This is a genomic window from Amycolatopsis sp. NBC_00348 (assembly GCF_036114655.1).
Taxonomy (GTDB): domain Bacteria; phylum Actinomycetota; class Actinomycetes; order Mycobacteriales; family Pseudonocardiaceae; genus Amycolatopsis.
Map to the genome: position 1 here is coordinate 5,367,929 of NZ_CP107994.1, position 16,989 is coordinate 5,384,917.

At 72.1% G+C, this 16,989-nt stretch carries 19 protein-coding genes; 12 read left to right on the top strand and 7 right to left on the bottom strand.

Annotation, left to right across the window (positions count from 1 at the left end):
• Position 1: 1 nt before the first annotated feature.
• Complete coding sequence (locus tag OHS58_RS22855; protein WP_247049070.1) at positions 2 to 244, bottom strand: DUF2630 family protein; 243 nt, start codon at positions 242 to 244, stop codon at positions 2 to 4.
• A gap of 89 nt (positions 245 to 333) precedes the next feature.
• Between OHS58_RS22855 and OHS58_RS22860 the strand changes: the two genes are divergently transcribed.
• On the top strand, positions 334 to 708 hold the full coding sequence (locus OHS58_RS22860) for a thioredoxin family protein (RefSeq protein WP_247049069.1): 375 nt from the start codon (positions 334 to 336) through the stop codon (positions 706 to 708).
• A 59-nt stretch (positions 709 to 767) separates the two neighbouring features.
• Here OHS58_RS22860 and OHS58_RS22865 read toward each other — a convergent pair whose 3' ends face one another.
• The 3 genes from OHS58_RS22865 to pruA all read right to left on the bottom strand — a co-directional run bounded on the left by OHS58_RS22865 (position 768) and on the right by pruA (position 4,611).
• Complete coding sequence (locus OHS58_RS22865; RefSeq protein WP_328643947.1) at positions 768 to 1,973, bottom strand: IS30 family transposase; 1,206 nt, start codon at positions 1,971 to 1,973, stop codon at positions 768 to 770.
• A gap of 67 nt (positions 1,974 to 2,040) precedes the next feature.
• On the bottom strand, positions 2,041 to 2,970 hold the full coding sequence (locus tag OHS58_RS22870) for a proline dehydrogenase family protein (protein WP_328643948.1): 930 nt from the start codon (positions 2,968 to 2,970) through the stop codon (positions 2,041 to 2,043).
• A gap of 12 nt (positions 2,971 to 2,982) precedes the next feature.
• The gene (gene pruA, locus OHS58_RS22875; RefSeq protein ID WP_326947748.1) at positions 2,983 to 4,611 is read right to left on the bottom strand and encodes an L-glutamate gamma-semialdehyde dehydrogenase; all 1,629 of its coding nucleotides are present in this window, start codon (positions 4,609 to 4,611) and stop codon (positions 2,983 to 2,985) included.
• A 125-nt stretch (positions 4,612 to 4,736) separates the two neighbouring features.
• Between pruA and OHS58_RS22880 the strand changes: the two genes are divergently transcribed.
• Together OHS58_RS22880 and OHS58_RS22885 are read left to right on the top strand one after the other, a co-directional pair.
• Positions 4,737 to 6,299, top strand: coding sequence for a PucR family transcriptional regulator (locus OHS58_RS22880; RefSeq protein ID WP_328643949.1), 1,563 nt, complete (start codon positions 4,737 to 4,739; stop codon positions 6,297 to 6,299).
• An 18-nt stretch (positions 6,300 to 6,317) separates the two neighbouring features.
• Positions 6,318 to 6,971 (top strand): maleylpyruvate isomerase N-terminal domain-containing protein, encoded by a 654-nt coding sequence (locus OHS58_RS22885; RefSeq protein ID WP_328643950.1) that lies wholly within the window; start codon positions 6,318 to 6,320, stop codon positions 6,969 to 6,971.
• 116 nt (positions 6,972 to 7,087) lie between these two features.
• Here the strand turns inward: OHS58_RS22885 and OHS58_RS22890 are convergent, their stop codons facing one another.
• Together OHS58_RS22890 and OHS58_RS22895 are read right to left on the bottom strand one after the other, a co-directional pair.
• Positions 7,088 to 8,068, bottom strand: a complete 981-nt coding sequence (locus OHS58_RS22890) for an LLM class flavin-dependent oxidoreductase (RefSeq protein ID WP_328643951.1) — start codon at positions 8,066 to 8,068, stop codon at positions 7,088 to 7,090.
• Positions 8,069 to 8,116: 48 nt separating this feature from the next.
• A complete protein-coding gene (locus OHS58_RS22895) occupies positions 8,117 to 8,509 on the bottom strand; it encodes a DUF6221 family protein (RefSeq protein ID WP_247049063.1) in 393 nt (130 codons plus the stop codon).
• Between the two features lie 344 nt (positions 8,510 to 8,853).
• Between OHS58_RS22895 and OHS58_RS22900 the strand changes: the two genes are divergently transcribed.
• Positions 8,854 to 9,477 carry a hypothetical protein gene (locus OHS58_RS22900; protein WP_328643952.1) on the top strand — a complete coding sequence of 208 codons (624 nt, stop codon included), beginning with the start codon at positions 8,854 to 8,856 and terminating at the stop codon, positions 9,475 to 9,477.
• Position 9,478: 1 nt separating this feature from the next.
• Here OHS58_RS22900 and ligD read toward each other — a convergent pair whose 3' ends face one another.
• Positions 9,479 to 10,504, bottom strand: a complete 1,026-nt coding sequence (gene ligD, locus OHS58_RS22905) for a non-homologous end-joining DNA ligase (protein ID WP_326954775.1) — start codon at positions 10,502 to 10,504, stop codon at positions 9,479 to 9,481.
• 89 nt (positions 10,505 to 10,593) lie between these two features.
• Here ligD and OHS58_RS22910 point away from each other — a divergent pair, with 89 nt between their 5' ends.
• The 8 genes from OHS58_RS22910 (at position 10,594) to OHS58_RS22945 (ending at position 16,969) form a co-directional block, all read left to right on the top strand.
• Positions 10,594 to 11,268, top strand: coding sequence for a TVP38/TMEM64 family protein (locus tag OHS58_RS22910; RefSeq protein ID WP_326954776.1), 675 nt, complete (start codon positions 10,594 to 10,596; stop codon positions 11,266 to 11,268).
• A 118-nt stretch (positions 11,269 to 11,386) separates the two neighbouring features.
• The gene (locus OHS58_RS22915; RefSeq protein WP_328649847.1) at positions 11,387 to 13,042 is read left to right on the top strand and encodes a serine/threonine-protein kinase; all 1,656 of its coding nucleotides are present in this window, start codon (positions 11,387 to 11,389) and stop codon (positions 13,040 to 13,042) included.
• A gap of 56 nt (positions 13,043 to 13,098) precedes the next feature.
• The gene (locus OHS58_RS22920; RefSeq protein WP_247049058.1) at positions 13,099 to 13,404 is read left to right on the top strand and encodes a hypothetical protein; all 306 of its coding nucleotides are present in this window, start codon (positions 13,099 to 13,101) and stop codon (positions 13,402 to 13,404) included.
• A gap of 19 nt (positions 13,405 to 13,423) precedes the next feature.
• The gene (msrB, locus tag OHS58_RS22925) at positions 13,424 to 13,846 is read left to right on the top strand and encodes a peptide-methionine (R)-S-oxide reductase MsrB (protein ID WP_326947740.1); all 423 of its coding nucleotides are present in this window, start codon (positions 13,424 to 13,426) and stop codon (positions 13,844 to 13,846) included.
• An 87-nt stretch (positions 13,847 to 13,933) separates the two neighbouring features.
• Positions 13,934 to 14,854 carry a TIGR04222 domain-containing membrane protein gene (locus OHS58_RS22930; RefSeq protein WP_328643953.1) on the top strand — a complete coding sequence of 307 codons (921 nt, stop codon included), beginning with the start codon at positions 13,934 to 13,936 and terminating at the stop codon, positions 14,852 to 14,854.
• Between the two features lie 66 nt (positions 14,855 to 14,920).
• Entirely contained in the window at positions 14,921 to 15,841 is a 921-nt protein-coding gene (locus OHS58_RS22935) for a TIGR04222 domain-containing membrane protein (RefSeq protein WP_328643954.1), read from the top strand.
• Complete coding sequence (locus OHS58_RS22940; protein WP_328643955.1) at positions 15,834 to 16,634, top strand: DUF692 domain-containing protein; 801 nt, start codon at positions 15,834 to 15,836, stop codon at positions 16,632 to 16,634. Before OHS58_RS22935 ends, OHS58_RS22940 begins: the two co-directional genes overlap by 8 nt.
• Complete coding sequence (locus tag OHS58_RS22945) at positions 16,631 to 16,969, top strand: hypothetical protein (protein ID WP_328643956.1); 339 nt, start codon at positions 16,631 to 16,633, stop codon at positions 16,967 to 16,969. Before OHS58_RS22940 ends, OHS58_RS22945 begins: the two co-directional genes overlap by 4 nt.
• Positions 16,970 to 16,989 lie beyond the last annotated feature (20 nt).

A 16,989-nucleotide genomic window follows, 5' to 3' on the forward strand; every position in this document is an offset into this window, starting at 1 on the left:
CTTACTGGCGGTAGGACTCGACCTCGGAGACCGGGCGGGCCTGGGCGTCTTCCGGGTTCTCGTGGAACTCGGTTTTCGCGCGGCGCTGCCGGAGCAGGTCCCAGCACTGGTCGAGCTGCTGCTCGACCGAGGTGAGCCGGTCCTTGTCGGTGCCGGCCAGGCCGACGCCCACCGAGCGCGACCGGAGCTCGTGCTCCTCCGCGATCAGTTCGTCGATCCGGCCCAGGATCTCGCTGTCGGCCATGTCTCCTCCTCGGGTCACGCGGGTTTCGCTCGTGCAGACGCTACCGCGCGCCCGGGAATTCCCGCCGCGCCCACGTCGTTGACCAGGTCATGAGCACCGTTGAGCTGACCGCCGAGAACTTCGACCAGACCCTCAATGACCACGAGTTCGTCCTCATCGACTTCTGGGCGAGCTGGTGCGGCCCGTGCCGTCAGTTCGCGCCGGTGTACGAGAAGGCGTCGGAGAAGCACGAGGACATCGTGTTCGCGAGCGTCGACACGGAGGCGCAGCAGCAGCTCGCGGCCGCCTTCGACGTCCGTTCGATTCCGACGCTCGCGATCATCCGCGACAAGACGCTGATCTACGCCCAGCCCGGCGCTCTTCCCGAGCCCGCCCTGGAAGAGCTGATCAAGCAGGCGCGCGACATCGACATGGCCGAGGTCAAGCGCAAGGCCGCCGAAGCCGAGACGGCCGAGCAGGCGTAACGCCCGAAAGCCGTGAAGGCCTCCTTCCCGGCTCTTATGGCCGGTAAGGAGGGGCGGATTCATGCGGTGGTTGCAACACCTGGTGTTTGTTGATCTGACAGTAGCTTCGTGAGGGCCTCGGTTGGTGTCCGCCAGCCGAGGGTCTCCCGAGGTCGCCCGTTCAGCTCCTCCGCCACCCGCACCAGCTCCGCCGTGCTGTGCTGGGACAGGTCGGTGCTTTTGGGGAAGTACTGCCGGAGCAGTCCGTTGGTGTTCTCGTTGCTGCCGCGCTGCCAGGGCGAATGCGGATCGCAGAAGTAGATCTGCAACCCGGTGTCGAGGGTGATCTTCCGGTGATGGGCCATTTCTTTGCCCTGATCCCAGGTCAGCGAGCCCAGCAGCAGCGGCGGCAACGTCTGGATCATCTCGGTCATCGACGCCGCGACCGTGGCTGCGTCTCGCCCGTGGGGCAGGTGCAGCAGCATCACGAACCGGGTCGACCGTTCCACCAGCGTCCCGATCGCGGACCGATTGTCCTGGCCCAGGATCAGGTCGCCTTCCCAATGCCCCGGCACCGCCCGGTCGGCGGCCTCGGCAGGCCGCTCGGAAATGTTGACCATGTCCTGGATCCCGCCCGACGGGCGCTCCCGCCGGGCCTGGGCCTGCCGCCGCGGCATCCGCAACGCCCGCCCGGTCCGCAGTGCTGCGGTCAGTTCCCGGCGCAGCGCGCCCCGGCCCTGCACATACAGCGACTGATAGATCGTCTCGTGCGACACCCGCATCTCCGGCCGGTCGGGAAAGTCCAGCACCAGTCTCTCGGAGATCTGCCGCGGCGACCACTTCCGGGTCAGCCCGTCCTGCACCGCCGCCCGCAACGCCGGATCGGCACGCAGCTTCGCGGTCTTGGGTCGTTTCGCGCGGTGTTCGGCCCGGTGCTGGGCGCTGCTGGCCCGGTAGTGGCCGGTCAGGCCGGTGTTGCGGGCCAGCTCCCGTGACACTGTCGAGGCCGGCCGGTCGATCGTTCTGCCGATGGCGCGTGGGCCGTGACCTGCGGCTTTCAGACAGGCGATCTCTTCCCGCTCGGCGATAGTCAGCCGGACCGGCCCGGGCTGGTGGGGTGCGTTGCTGATCACCCCGCCAGCTTGGCGGAACAGCCGCCCGCCTGTGGCGGGGGCGAAACCGGCCGCTTGCGCGGCCGGTTTCGCGGTCAGGCCTGCCCGGATCTGCTGCCAGAACAGCAGCTGCGCCGAGCGTGGTAGCCACCGATGGGTTCGTACCCGTGTCATCGCAGTTCCACCCTTCGCTGGGCGGTGTTGCAACGACTCCATGACTCCGAGAGGCCTTCACGGCTTTTCAGGACCGGGTGGCCAGGCCGCGCAGGAAGAAGCCCAGGTTGGCCGGGCGCTCCGCGAGACGGCGCATGAAGTAGCCGTACCACTCGTCGCCGTAGGGCACGTAGACGCGCATCCGCGAGCCCGACGCCGCGATCCGCGCCTGCTCCTCCGGGCGGATGCCGTAGAGCATCTGGAACTCGTGGTCGTCGGACGACCGGGTGTTCTCGATCGCCAGCGCCGCGGCAATCTCGATCATCCGCGGGTCGTGCGAGGCCACCATCGGGTAGCCCTGTCCGGCCATCAGGACACGCAGGCAGCGCACGTACGACTTGTCGACGTCGCCCTTGTCCTGGAACGCGGCCGACTCCGGCTCGGCGTAGGCGCCCTTGCACAGCCGCACCCGTGAGCCCGGGCCGGACAGCTCGCGGCAGTCCTGCTCGGTGCGCCGCAGGTACGCCTGGAGCACCGCGCCGACCCACGGGTACTCGCCGCGCAGCTCCCGCAGGATGCCGAGCGTCGAGTCCGTGGTGGTGTGGTCCTCCATGTCGAGCGTCACGGTCGCGCCGACCGCGTCCGCCGCCGCACAGATCTTCCGGGCGTTCTCCAGCGCGACGTCCTCGCCGTTCGACGGCAGGAACTGGCCCACCGCCGACAGCTTCACCGAGACGTCCGCGCCGGCAGCGAGCCCTTCCGAGGCCAGGGCCGACAGGACGGCTTCGTAGGCCGCGACCGTCGCCGTCGCCTGCGCGGCGTCGGTGGTGTCCTCACCCAGGTGGTCGAGGGTGATCCGCCGGCCATCCGCGGCCAGTTCCCTGGCTACGCGGACGGCGTCGGCGGTCTCGGACCCGGCCACGAACCGGCGCACCACGGATCGCGTGGCGGGCACCGCTTCGACGAGCCGCCGGATGCCCTTCGAGCGGGCGGCGGCGAGCAACGGGGCACGCAACATGACGGGACCTCCTCAGCCCTGGTGGGGGTAGCGGACGCTGGTCGGCGGGACGAAGGTTTCCTTGATCGACCGCGGGCTCGTCCAGCGCTGCAGGTTGAAGATCGAGCCGGCCTTGTCGTTGGTACCCGAGGCCCGCGCGCCGCCGAACGGCTGCTGGCCGACGACCGCGCCGGTCGGCTTGTCGTTGACGTAGAAGTTGCCGGCGGCGAACCGCAGCGCCTCGGACGCCTTCGCGACGGCCGTGCGGTCGTTCGCGATGATCGCGCCGGTCAGCGCGTAGGACGCCGTCTCGTCGACGAGCTTGAGCACGGCGTCGAAGTCGCCGTCCTCGTAGACGTGCACCGAGAGGATCGGGCCGAAGTACTCGGTCGAGAAGATCTCGTGCTTCGGGTTGTCCGAGACGAGGATCGTCGGCTGGACGAAGAAGCCGTCGGTGTCGTCGGCCGTGCCGCCGGTGAGGATCTCCACCGAGGCGTCACCCTTGACGCGGTCGAACAGCGAAGCGTGCTTGTCGAACGCGCGCCGGTCGATCACCGCGCCGCCGAAGTGCGACAGGTCGGTGACGTCGCCGTAGGACAGGGCTTCGGTCTCCGCGACGAGACCGTCCTTCACCCGGTTCCAGACGCTGCGCGGGATGTAGGCCCGCGACGCCGCGGAGCACTTCTGGCCCTGGTACTCGAAAGCGCCGCGGACCATCGCGGTGCGCAGGACGTCGACGTCGGCCGACGGGTGCGCGACGATGAAGTCCTTGCCGCCGGTCTCGCCGACCAGCCGCGGGTAGGAGCGGTACCCGGCGATGTTCGCGCCGATCGTGCCCCAGAGGTGCTGGAACGTCGCGGTCGAGCCGGTGAAGTGGACGCCGGCCAGGTCGCGGTGGGTCAGGGCGACCTCGGAGACGGCCTGGCCGTCACCCGGCAGCAGGTTGATGACGCCCGCCGGCAGGCCGGCCTCTTCGAGCAGCCGCATGGTCAGGTGCGCGGCGAACGACTGCGTCGGCGACGGCTTCCACAGCACGGTGTTGCCCATCAGCGCGGGCGCGGTCGGCAGGTTGCCGGCGATCGCGGTGAAGTTGAACGGCGTGATCGCGTAGACGAAGCCTTCGAGCGGGCGGTGCTCCAGCCGGTTCCACACACCCGGCGAGCTGATCGGCTGCTCGGTGAGCACGCGGCGGCCGAACTCGACGTTGAAGCGCCAGAAGTCGGCGAGCTCGCAGGCGGAGTCGATCTCGGCCTGGGTCGCGGTCTTGGACTGGCCGAGCATGGTGGCGGCGTTGATCGTGGCGCGCCACGGGCCGGTCAGCAGGTCGGCCGCGCGCAGCAGGATGGCGGCGCGGTCGTCGTAGGACAGCGCGCGCCACTCCGGCGCGACCGTCGCGGCCGCGGTGATGGCGTCCGTGGTGTCCTGCTGCGTGGCGCTGTGGATGGTGCCCAGCACGTGGCGGTGGTTGTGCGGCTGCACGACGTCGATCTTCTCGCCGCCGCCGGGACGCTGCTCGCCCCCGACGGTGACCGTGAGGTCGACGGGTTCCGCCTGGCCCAGCCGCTTGAGCGCGCCCTCGAGTTCCGCGCGCTCCGCGCTACCCGGCGCGTAGGTCAGCACCGTCTCGTTCTTCGGGGCGGGGGTCTGGGTCACGGCGTCCACGGCGGCTCCTCTGCAGCGCTCTTCCAAGTCCTGATGCCCCGAACGGTAACCCCGGACACGTGTTCTGGGTTTGTCCGAACGGCTAAAATCACCGACATGAGCTTGTCCTATCGGCTGACCCGCAGGTGACGGCCGGGACGTCGCTGCGGCACGTGCTCGCCACCCTCGGCGAACCGCTGGTCGAGGTCGTCGTGGCGCCGCACGGCCTCGGCGTGCCGGTCTCGGACGTCGTCATCCTCGACCCCGAAGACCCGTTGGAAGCGAGCCCCGGCGACCTGGTGCTGGTCATCGGCGCGCGCGGGCGGGCCGCGGCACCCGCGATCCGCGCGGCCGGCCGCGGCGGTGCGGCGGCCGTCGCGGTCAAGGGCACCGGCGGTGCCGAGGTGGCCGCGGACGCCGGCGTCGCCCTCCTCACCGTCGGCGCCGAAGCCCGCTGGGAGCAAGTGGAGTCACTCGCCCGTGGTGTCGTCGAGGCCGCCCGCGCGGGCGGCGAAGCGGCGAGCGGCGAGGTGCTCGGCGACCTGTTCGCCCTGGCGCAGACGATTGCGACCCTCACCGGCGGGCTCGTCAGCATCGAGGACACGGCCAGCCGCGTGCTCGCCTACTCCCGCGCCGGCGACGAGGTCGACGAGCTGCGACGGCTGTCGATCCTCGGCCGCGAAGGCCCGGAACGCTACCTCGCGCTGCTCCGCGAATGGGGCGTTTACCAGCGGCTTCGCGCCGGCGAGGGGATCGTGCGGATCGACGAGCGCCCGGAGCTCGGCATCCGGCGGCGGATCGCCGCGGGCATCCACGCCGGCACGCAGCCGCTCGGCACGATCTGGGTCCAGGAAGGCGCCCAGCCGCTCACCGAGCAGGCCGAGCTGGCGCTGCTCGGCGCGAGCCGCGCGCTCGCCCCGCAGCTGATCCGCGCCCGCACGCTGCCCAGCCCCGAGCTGCGGCTGCGCGAGGACCTCCTGGCGAGCCTGCTGGAAGGCAGGCTGGACGCCGAGTCCGTCGCCGACGACATCGGCGCCGACCCGTCGCGGCCGGCGCAGGTGCTGGCGTTCGCCCTGGAGCGATCGGACAACCGGCAGCTGCGGCGCGCCGAGCTGGTGCACCTGATCGCCGTGCACACCGCCGCGTACCGGCGCAGCGCGCTGGTGAGCGTGATCGGCGGCCGCGTCTACGCGCTGCTGCCGGACCTGCCCGAGCACTCGGACGCCGCCGTCCTGGCGCTGGCCCGCGAAATCGCCGGCGCGGCCCGCCGGCACCTGGACGTCCCGGTCCGGGCGGCGCTCGGCGGCGTCGTGCCGCGGCTGTCCGACGCCGTCGCCTCGCGCGGGGACGCCGACCGCGTCCTGGCCACGATGGCGCGCGGGCACTGGCCGTCCGACGTCGCTTCGCTGGCCGACGTCCGCGCCGAGGTGCTGCTGTCGGAGGTGCTGGCCCACCTCGGCGACCAGCCGCGGATCCGCGACCCGCGGCTGACGGCGCTGGTGGCGCACGACGCCGAGCACGGCGGCATCCTCGTCCCCGCCGTGCTGAGCTGGCTCGACGCGTTCGGCGACGTCCGCGCCGCCGCCGCGGCGCTGAACGTCCACCCCAACACCGTCCGCTACCGCGTCCGGCGCGCCGCCGAAGTGTCCGGTGTGGACTTCGGCGACCCCGCGCAGCGCATCCTCACCCAGCTGCAGCTGCGGCTCTGACTCGCTACCTTGGCCGACGTGGATCTCTTCTCGCGGTCGTGGACGGCGTTGCGCGCGGCGGTAGCCGGTCTCGAAGGCGGCCAGTGGGCCCAGCCGTCGGGCTGCACCGGCTGGCTGGTGCAGGACCTGGTGTTCCACCTGGTCATCGACGCGCAGGACGTGCTGATCACCCTGGTGACGCCGACCGACGCGGAACCGGACATGGACGCGGTGACGTACTGGCAGCCCGCGGACCTGCCGACGGGCGTCGACGCGGAAGCGGCGTTCGTCCGCCGCGGCGCGGCGGCCTACCGCGACGCCGACGGCCTCCGCCACCACTTCGACGACCTGGCGGGCGCCGCCGGCCGAGCGGCGGCCGCGGCGGACCCGGCGCGGCGGGTGGAGACGACCGACCGGGTCATCACGATCGCCGACTACCTCGGCGTGTACGTCGTGGAGTGGACGCTGCACCACCTGGACCTGGTCGCGCACCTGCCGGAGGTGGCCGGGCCGCCCGCAGAGGGGTTGGCGTACACCCGGCAGGTGCTGGAGAAGTTCGCCGGCACGACGATCGGCGACCGGCTGGACGACACGGACGCGCTGCGGGTGGTCACGGGCCGCCGCGCCCCGACGGAAGCGGAGACGGCCGCGCTGGGCACCCTCGCCGCCCGGCTGCCGTTGGTCCTCGGGTGATCGCGCGAGAACGACGTCGCCGAACCGTCACGGATAATTGACGACACGATAGTCCGATACTCGGAATTTCATTCACCGACGCGATATCGCTCGAATTGGTCGACGGCTCACGGAATTCAGACGGGAACGCGAAGATCGGCCAACTCGGCCAAGGCCGCGAAAGAATCGAGACGCGCGGATTGGTCGTAGGCCGCCGTCGTCGCGAGGACTTCGTCGGCCGCGGTGGTCTCGACCAGTGCGCCCAGCCGGTCGCCGGCCTCGGCCGGTGTGCCGGAAATCTGGCCGTCCAGGGTCTCCTCCAGGCGGCGGCGTTCGCGGTCGGTCATCGGCAGGGCCAGGACCTCCGCGGGCGGGGACAGCGGCGGGAAGACGCCGTGGGAGCGCGAATAGACCGTGGCCCAGGCCTCCGAGACGAGCAGGCGCCGGGCGTCGGCCGTCGTCTCCGCGACGGCGATGGCCGTCGAGACCACGACGTACGGCTCCCCCGCCCACGCCGACGGCCGGAACCCGTCGCGATAACGCGTCACGGCTTCCTTCAGGGCCTGTTCGCCGCGGACCGGCGCGATCACCAGCGGCAGCCCCAGCTCGGCGGCGAGGTCCGCGCCGGAGCCGGTGGCCAGCAGGAACGGCGCGACGCGGGCACCCTCGGCCGGGTAGGCGTGCACGCCGGGATAGCCGTAGTCGCCGGTGAAGAACCCGAGCAGCTCCCGCACCTGCGCACCGAAGTCGTCGGCGGCGTCCTTGCCGTGGCCGAGCGCCTCGCGGACCCCGCCGGTGAACCCGACCGAGCGGCCCAGCCCCATGTCGATCCGACCCGGGTGCAGCGCTTCGAGGACGCCGAACTGCTCGGCGACGACCAGCGGGCGGTGGTTCGGCAGCATCACGCCGCCGGTGCCGACGCGAATCCGCGACGTCGCCCCGGCGACGGCCGCGGCCAGCACGGTCGGCGCGGACCCGGCGACCCCGGGCACGCTGTGGTGCTCGGACACCCAGAAGCGGTGGTAGCCCAGCCGTTCGACGCCGGCGGCGAAGGCGACGGTGTCCCGCAGCGCCCGCGCCGGGGTGCTGCCGCGCCGCACGGGCGAACGGTCGAGCACGGAAAGCTTCACACCGGGTGCAACGCCCGGCGCGCGACGGGATTCCCGTCAGGGGCGCCAGCGCTCGCTGTAGTCCGCGTGGTCGGCGTAGGGCAGTGCCAGCAGGCGCAGCGTGAGGCACCAGTTCGAGCCGGCCTCGTCGGCGGGCACGTGGCAGGTCTCACACCAGTATTCGCTGCCGTAGAGCGGAAAGCCGGGGACCTTCTCGGACACCGTCGTGCGGTGGGCGAGCAGGATCCGCCGGGTCGCCTCGATCTCGTTGATCATCTGGTTGACGGCGTCGAGGTCCAGGTCGGTCAGCCCGCGGATCCGCTGCTCCACGGCGACCTTCGTCTCGCCGCGGTTCATCGTGTCGCCGCCCTTGGCCTTGTTGACGGCCTGCATGATCAACGCCTGCCGCGCGCCCACGCGCGCGGCGAGGAATGCGATCAGGTCGTCCACGAAGGGCCTCCCTCTGGTCGAGCCCGCCCCCGGCATTGTCCCGGGGAGTCGTCGATTCGGGACCGCACGTTACGCCGTTCGAGTCCATGATCGTGACGCCGAACTCGGCCGTGCAACATTTGTGACCCTATAGGCGACACCGCGCGCTTGGGTGATCACTCCGCGTTCTTTTCGGGCGGGAAACCGATAAAGGTTTTGACCACTTTCGCCGAGCGCGAGTGGCACCCGGCACCCCTGTGGCGATGGTTACAGTCCGTGCCGGTTTTCGGCACGGACTGGTCTCGCTGAGTAACAACGTGATTCGTCGTGGCGTCTGTCCTCGCACACCGTCACGGGAGGAAACCATGTCCGTTCCGACTCCGACCGGCCCGCCGCTGCCGTACTACGCACCGCCCGCCCCCGAGCCGCCGCGCAAGAAGTGGCCGTGGGCCGTCGCCGCGCTGGTCGCCCTGCCGCTGCTGGTGGCCGGCATCGCCGTGGTGGTCGTGGTCGGCAAGGCCGCCTCCGGCCCGTGCCTGGACAAGGCGCAGCAGGCCCCGTGCGTGGGCCCCGGCGGGACGTGGGTGTCGGCCGACGGCCAGGTGCGCCCGCGCGACGCCGTCGCTCCCGCCACCACCAGCCCGTCCATCCCCGAGCTGGTCGCGCCGACCAGCACCGAGCCCCTGCTGCCGGAGCCGGCGGCGAAGGACTACTCCGTCGCCCTCAGCGTCGTGTCCAAGCAGTGCTTCGGCTCCGCGGGCTGCAACGTCGTCGTCGAACCGAAGCTCAGCATGCTCGGCGCGAGCACCCTGCTCTGGGACTGCGACATCACCTACAGCATCTCGGGGGACGACTCCGGCGAGCTGATCGAGACCGCCTACTCCCAGGGCGGTTCCTCCTACCGCGTCGACCGCACCGTCATGTCCACCATGAGCACCAAGGTCGCGCCCAAGGCGACCGTGACCGGTGTCAGCTGCCGGAAACCCTGAGTCAGGCCTCCGGCTCCGGGCGGGCCTTGCTCGGCTGGACCCGCTTCGGCTCCCCCGGCATCTTCGGATAGTCCGGCGGATACGGCAGATCCCCGAGCCCGTGGTCGCGCAGGTCGCGCTCGTACCACTCCAGGGCCGTCTCTAGGCCGTACGCCTTGTCGTCCAGGTGTGCGTGCAGGTCGCCGTGCTCGGCCAGGAAGTCCGGGACCGTGAGGACGTCGAAGTCGTCCGCGTCGACCTCGGGCAGCATGTCCCACGTCAGCGGGGTGGAGACCGTCGCTCGTGGGGTGCCGCGGACCGACCAGCTCGACGCGACCGTGCGGTCGCGGGCCGCCTGGTTGTAGTCGAGGAAGACGCGGCCGCCGCGTTCCTCCTTCCACCAGGCGATCGTCGCCTTGTCCGGGATGCGGCGCTCGACCTCGCGGCCCAGCGCGATCACCGCGTGGCGCACCTGGACGAAGTCCCACTCCGGGCGGATCCGGACCAGCACGTGCACGCCGCGGCCGCCGGACGTCTTCGGGTAGCCCGTCAGCCCGGCGGCCTCCAGCACCTCGCGGACGACCTGCGCGACCTCGACGGCGTCGGCGAACCCGGCGCGGTCCGGCGGGTCGACGTCGATCCGCAGCTCGTCCGGGTGATCGACGTCCGGGCGCCGCACCGGCCACGGGTGGAAGTCGAACGTGCCGAGGTTGGCCGCCCACGCGAACACGGCCGGCTCGGTCGGGCACACCTCGGCGGCCTTGCGGCCCGAGGGGAACGTGATCTCGGCGGTCTCCACCCAGTCCGGCGCGCCCTTCGGCAGGCGCTTGGCGTAGAACCAGTCGCCCTCGACGCCGTCGACGTAGCGCTTCAGCGTCGTGGGCCGCTCGCCGATCGCGCGCAGCAGCGGCTCGCCGACCGCCAGGTAGTACTCGACGACCTGCCGCTTGGTGATGCCGCGCTGCGGGAAGTACACCTTGTCCGGGCTGGAGACGCGGACGCTGCGCCCGCCCACCTCGTAGGTCACCGGGTCACCGTGCTTGGGCATGCGGCCACGCTAGCGGTGATCGCGCCGCCCGGCCCGCGTGAGTTTCCCGCCGAAACGACCCGGGGAACCGACGCTGTAGCCTCGAACGGGTGTCCGGCCGCACCAAGCTGATCGTCGCGCTCGCCGTGCTCGCCCTCTTCGCGGCGGCCGCGGTGCTGTTGCCGATCCCGGGGCCGGCCGAGCTGCGCGCCTGGGCAGCGGCCACCGGCCCGGCCACTCCGCTCATCCTGTTCGTCGCGTACTCGCTGCTCACCGTGATCCCGATCCCGCGGACGGTGTTCAACCTCGCGGCCGGCCTGCTGGTCGGCACCGCGGCCGGGATCGCGATCGGGCTCGTCGCCACCACCATCGCGGCCGGCCTGTCGTTCGGGCTGGCCCGGCTGCTCGGCCGGGACCTCATCACCCGGCACCTGCACCGCACGTCGGTGCGGGCGGTCAACGACCGGCTCTCCGACGGTGGCGTCCTGGCCATCACGTCGCTGCGACTCATACCCGTAGTGCCCTTCGCGCCCTTCAGTTACCTCTGCGGGGTGTCGTCCGTACGGCTGACCCCGTATCTGGCGGGTACGCTGCTGGGAAGCGTGCCCGGCACCGTCGCGGTGGTCGTGCTCGGGGACGTCTTGACCGGCGACACGCCGCCCGCGCTGCTCGCCTGTTACGGCGTCTTCGCGCTGGCCGGGGCGATCGGGCTGGTCAGGGTGTTCCGGAAACGGGCGCCGGTGGAGCCGGTACCCGAACCGGAGCCCGCCGGTCCGGCTGGCTGACGCGAACAGCACACGGCCGCCCGCTACACTCGATCGGGTGCGCGAAGCGGGTACGCGCTGAGCAGGGTCACCATCACCGGGAATTTCGTCAGGAGCAGTCGCCATCGACACCGGTCAGCTGATCGCGGGGCACTACCGCCTCGTCGAGCACGTCGGAAGCGGTGCCATGGGAGTCGTGTGGCGCGCGACCGACGTGCGCCTCGAGCGCACCGTGGCGATCAAGCAGATCCTGCCCCAGCCGGGCGTCTCCGAGACCGAGCGCGACAACATGCGCCAGCGCGCCATGCGCGAGGCGAAGAACGCCGCCCGGTTCCAGCACCCGAACGCCATCGTGGTGTTCGACATCGCCGAGCACAACGGCGACCCGTGCCTGGTCATGGAGTACCTCAACGGGCCGAGCCTCTCCACGATCCTCTCCGAGGAGGGCACGCTGCCCCTCGGCCGGATCGCGCGGATCGGCGAGCAGGTGGCGTCGGCGCTGGTCGCCGCGCACCGCGCCGGGATCGTCCACCGCGACGTCAAGCCCGGCAACATCCTCATCGACGAGACCGGCACCGCGAAGATCACCGACTTCGGCATCTCGCGCGCGGCCGGCGACATGACGCTGACGGCGACCGGCCTGATCGGCGGCACGCCCGCCTACCTGGCGCCCGAGCTGGCGCGCGGCGCCGACCCGGTGCCCAGCTCCGACGTCTTCGCCCTCGGCGCGACCCTCTACCAGGCCATCGAGGGCACCACGCCCTACGGCAACACGACCAACCAGCTCGCACTGCTCTACGCGGCCGCGAACGGCCAGATCAACCCGCCGGTGCAGGCGGGCGGGGCCACCGCGCTGCTGATGAGCCTGCTGCGCAGCGAACCGGGCGAGCGCCCGTCCATGGCCGAGGCCCGCGAACGGCTGGCCGCGCTGGCCCGGACCGAGCCGGGCGGCATGTCGGCGTCACCGCCGCTGCTCTCGGGTGGCGGGGGCCGCAGGCCCGCCGCTCCCCCCGCGGACAGCGGTGACCGTCCGCCGTGGCAGCGCTCCGACCAGCAGCAGGCTCCGCCGTCACCGCCGGTCGGCACGCCGGTGCCCGCGGGCAAGGCGCCGTCGAACCCGCCGCGCCCGACCGCCGCGTTCATGCCGATGCGGTCCGCGGCCGCGCCGCCGAACACCCCGCCCAGACCGGTGCCCGCGGCTTCGGCGCCGTCGGCCAGGGCGCCCCAGTACTCGTCGGGCACGGCCAAGCCGGACAACAAGCGCAAGTACGCGATCTTCGCCGGCGCGGGTGCCGCGGTCGTCGTGGTCGCCGTGATCATCTTCCTGATGGTCAACTCCGGCAGCGGCGGCACGGGCGGCGACCAGACCGCGCAGTCCCCGGGCGCGCCGACCAGCGCACCCGGCACCGCGCCGAAGAGCACCGGTGCCCCGAGCGCCACGGACGCCCCCGCCGGTCTGGGCAAGACCGCGCCGGAAGGCAAGATCAGCGACTACGGCGCCGCCGGCCGCGCGCTCACCGCGTTCTACGACAGCCCGTCGAGCGGCTGGTCGAAGCTCACCCAGGCCGCGCAGCAGGTGTACGGCGGCGAGCAGGCCTTCACCGACTACTGGTCGAGCAACAAAGCCCCCAACTACAGCACGGCCCGCGCCGACAGCGGCGGCGCCAACTCCGACGGCTCGATCACGATGAACCTGACGGTCAACGGGGTCCGCAGCGGTTACCGGATCGTCACGGTCGGCGGTCAGATGCTCATCGACGCCGACACCAGGCTCCCCGGCTCGGCCTCCCGCTAGTGAGACTTAACGCGCCGCTGGTGGGCTGAGCGGTCCCGATGGCCTACCGTGGTGGTATGGCCGAGAGCGGAGCTTCGCCGCCGGGCGGGAACCCTCGCTTCCACGAGGACCTGGTCGGGCTGGACCCGTTTGACCCGGAGGCGCGCGCGTTCGCCGAGCACCTCGACCGGATCGAACGATCCGGTCCGAACTTCACGATCGAAGCCGCGCTCGACGGCGTCGCCGACTTCGCCGATTCCAGCAACCGCCTCGGCGGCCTGCGCTACTGGGTGTCCGCCCTGATCGTCGTGCTCATCGTCCTGGGAGTGATAGTCGCCGCATGGGACATCGTGGTGCACGCCCTCGCGTGGCTCGCGGCGTAACGTGGATCGGGTGAAAGGTATGAAACCCGTTGTCGGCGCCACCCCTCGCGTCGTGAAGTCCGAGCAGGAATGGCGGGCGGAGCTGGGCCCGGAGGAGTACGCCGTACTCCGCCAGGCCGGCACCGAACGGCCGTTCACCGGCGAGTACACCGACACCAAGACGACCGGCGTCTACGCCTGCCGCGCCTGTGGTGCCGAGCTGTTCCGCAGCGACACGAAGTTCGAGAGCCACTGCGGCTGGCCGTCGTTCTACGACCCGGCCGACTCCGACGCCGTCCTGCTCCGGGAAGACCGGGCCATGGGCATGAAGCGGATCGAGGTGCTCTGCGGCTCCTGCCACAGCCACCTCGGGCACGTCTTCGAAGGCGAGGGGTACGCGACCCCGACCGACCAGCGCTACTGCATCAACTCGATCTCCCTGAAACTGGAACCACAGGCCTAAATCGCAGGCCTAAATCCTCCTTAAGCCGGCAACCCTCCGCCCTTCCTCGAACGTAGTCTCCGCACACGGACGAGGGAGGGCGGAGTCATGACCGACACGTGGGGCATTCCCGGACCGCTGTTCACGGGCCTCTACCTGGGCCTGCTTCTCATTCCCCTGCTCTACGCGGTGGTGCGCACCAGCCTGCTGGCGCGTGGCCACGCGGGCGGGGCACCCCGGAGCGTCGAAGAGCTGGCCCTGCTGACGGGCGGGCCCGACCGCGTCGGCGAGGTCGTCGTCGCGGGGCTGCTGGAGCACCAGTTCGTCCGGATGGACGGCACCGGCCGGCTGCACCGCGTCACGGGCCGGCCGGCGGACGAGCTGGGCCGCATCGCGGTCGACCGCGTCGGCAAGACCGGCAGCTCGGTCGACCGGGTGCGCACCGCCGTCTCCCAGCACCGGTCGGTGACCGAGCTGGCGGCCGGACTGGTCGGCCGCGGCCTGCTCGCCGACACGCGGAAACTGCGGCTGACCTGGACCACCACGTCGATCGCGTACTGGGTGCTGATCGCGCTCGGCATCGCGCGGCTGGTCGCCGGGGCGAGCACCGGCCACGCCGTCGGCTACCTGCTCGGACTGCTCGTGCTGAACGTGGTCGCGGTGGTCGCGGTCACCGTGCGGGCCGCGAACGCGCCGGAGGCGAAGGCCACCGGCGCCGGGCGGATGGCCGTCGAAGAAGCCCGCCGGACCGGGACGCTGCTCTCCGGCACGACCGGCACCGTCGCGAGCGGCGGCCTCGCCGCCCACCCGGACAAGGACGTCCGCACGGCCGTCACCCGGGCCACGCACGCCGCCGCCAAGACCTACGAGCGCCGGGCACGCCGCTCGCGCTGGGCGAACGCCGGGGGCGGCGCGGCCGTCGGTTACTACGGCGGCAGTTCCTGCGGCGGGGGCGGCAGCTCCTGCGGCGGCGGAGGCGGGGGCGGCGGGTGTGGTGGCGGCGGTGGCGGCGGGGGCTGCGGCGGTTGAAACGCCGACGCGACCTGCTGCGTCTCACAGCTACGGTAACCGGCATCAACTGAGGGGAGACGGGCGATGGACGACCCGTGGGGCATCTCGGGACCCGATTTCGTGGTCCTCTACATCGCGCTGCTGGGCGCGGTCCTGCTGATCCGGCTCGTCGTGTCCGGCGTCATGGCCGGCCGCGCGATGCGCGCCGACCACGCCCAGCCCGGCCCGACGCCGAGTGTCTACCAGCTCGCGTTCCTGGCCGGCGGCCCGGACCGGGCGACCGACGCGGCGATCGCGGCGCTGGTGGAACGCGGCCAGCTGCGGGTCAACAGCTACCGGCAGATCAGCCAGGCCGGCGCACGCCCGGTGGAGCCGCTGGAGCAGGCGGTCGCCGACGTCGCGCAGCTGAAGACGACCGCGACGATCCGGGCGAAGGTCCGCGGCTCCGCGGCCATGCGGGCGCTGGAGGACGGCCTCGACCAGCGGGGACTGCTGACGTCCGCCGCGGCGCGGCGCCAGGCCCGGACGGTCGGCCTGGTCCTGCAGCTGGCCGTGCTCGCGCTCGGCGTGATCCGGCTGCTCAACGGCATCTCGCTGGGCCGCCCGGTCGGTGTCCTGGTGTTCCTGGTGCTGATCGCGGCCGTGCTGACGATCGTGGCCGCGGTCCGGCGGAACAAGACCGGCATGCGGCAGCCGTCGGCCGCGGGGCACCGCCTGCTCGGCCAGGCGCGCGCGGCGGCGTCCGGGCCGGTGCCGGCCGGGGCGCTCGCGGGCGGCGTGCTGCTCGGCGGCGCCGTCGCCGCGGTCGCCCTCGGCGGCCTGGCGATGTACCCGGACGAAGAGCTGAGCGCGGCCCTGATGCCGCCCGCGGGCGCGGTCGGCGGCGGTGGGTCGTCGGGGTCGTCGTGCAGCAGCGGGTCGTCGTGTTCGAGTTCGTCGTCGTGCAGCAGCGGTTCTTCGTGCGGTGGCGGCGGTGGCTGCGGAGGCGGGGGCTGCGGTGGGTGAGCTCGGCATCGGGATCGGCTGGCGGCACGAGCTCGACCTGTCCATCGCCCGGCTCCCGGGCGTGGACTGGGTCGAGGTCGTGGCCGAGAACCTGCACCACGACAACCTCCCGGAGACGCTCGTCGCGTTGCGGGAGCGCGGTCTGCCGGTGCTGCCGCACGCCGTCTCGCTCTCGCTCGGCGGGGCCGAGCCGCTCGACACCGGGCGTGTCCAGCACCTCGCGGAGATCGCGCGGGCGCTGGACGCGCCGCTGGTCAGCGACCACGTCTGCTTCGTGCGCGCGGGCGGGCTCGACTCCGGGCACCTGATGCCGCTCCCCCGCACCCGGGAGGCGCTGGACGTGCTGGTCGCGAACGTGCGCCTGGCGCAGTCCATTGTGGACGTCCCGTTCGCGCTGGAGAATATCGCGGCGGTGCTGGAATGGCCGCACGCCGAGCTCACCGAAGAACAGTTCCTCACCGAGCTCACCGAGCGGACGGACTGCCGGCTGATCATCGACGTCGCCAACCTGTACGCCAACGCCCGCAACATCGGCACCGACCCGGAGGCCTTCCTCGACGGCATCCCGTGGGAGCGCCTGGCGTACGTGCACATGGCGGGCGGCATCGAGCGCGACGGCGTCTACCACGACACGCACGCGCACCCGGTGCTGCCGGAAGTTCTCGCGCTGCTGGCGGAACTCCGCCGCCGGACGGACCCGCCGGGAGTCCTGCTGGAACGCGACGACGACTACCCGAGCGACGCCGAGCTGGCGGCGGAGCTGGCCGCGCTCCGGGCGGCGGTGACGGTGTGAGCCGCGAGGAGCTGGCGACGCGGCAGGCGGAGCTGCTGCACGCCCTCCTGGCCGGCGGCGAGGCCCCGCCGGGTTTCGACCCTGCGCGGTTGAAGGTGGAGGCGAACGTGTTGCGCCGCAAGCACGGCAAGGTGCTGGCCTACCAGCGCCCGGAGCTGGCGGAGACGCTGGGCGAGCGGTACGGGCCGTTGTTCGCGGAGTTCGCGGCGGGCCGCCCGAAGAAGGCCACGGAGCATTCGCACGCGTACGCGGACGAGTTCGTCACGTGGCTGATCGCGGCGGGCCACCTGCCGAAACCCAAGCGGAGCCTGGTTTCCCGGCTCCGGCGCCGCTAGCCGGCGCGCCGGCCGCCGTC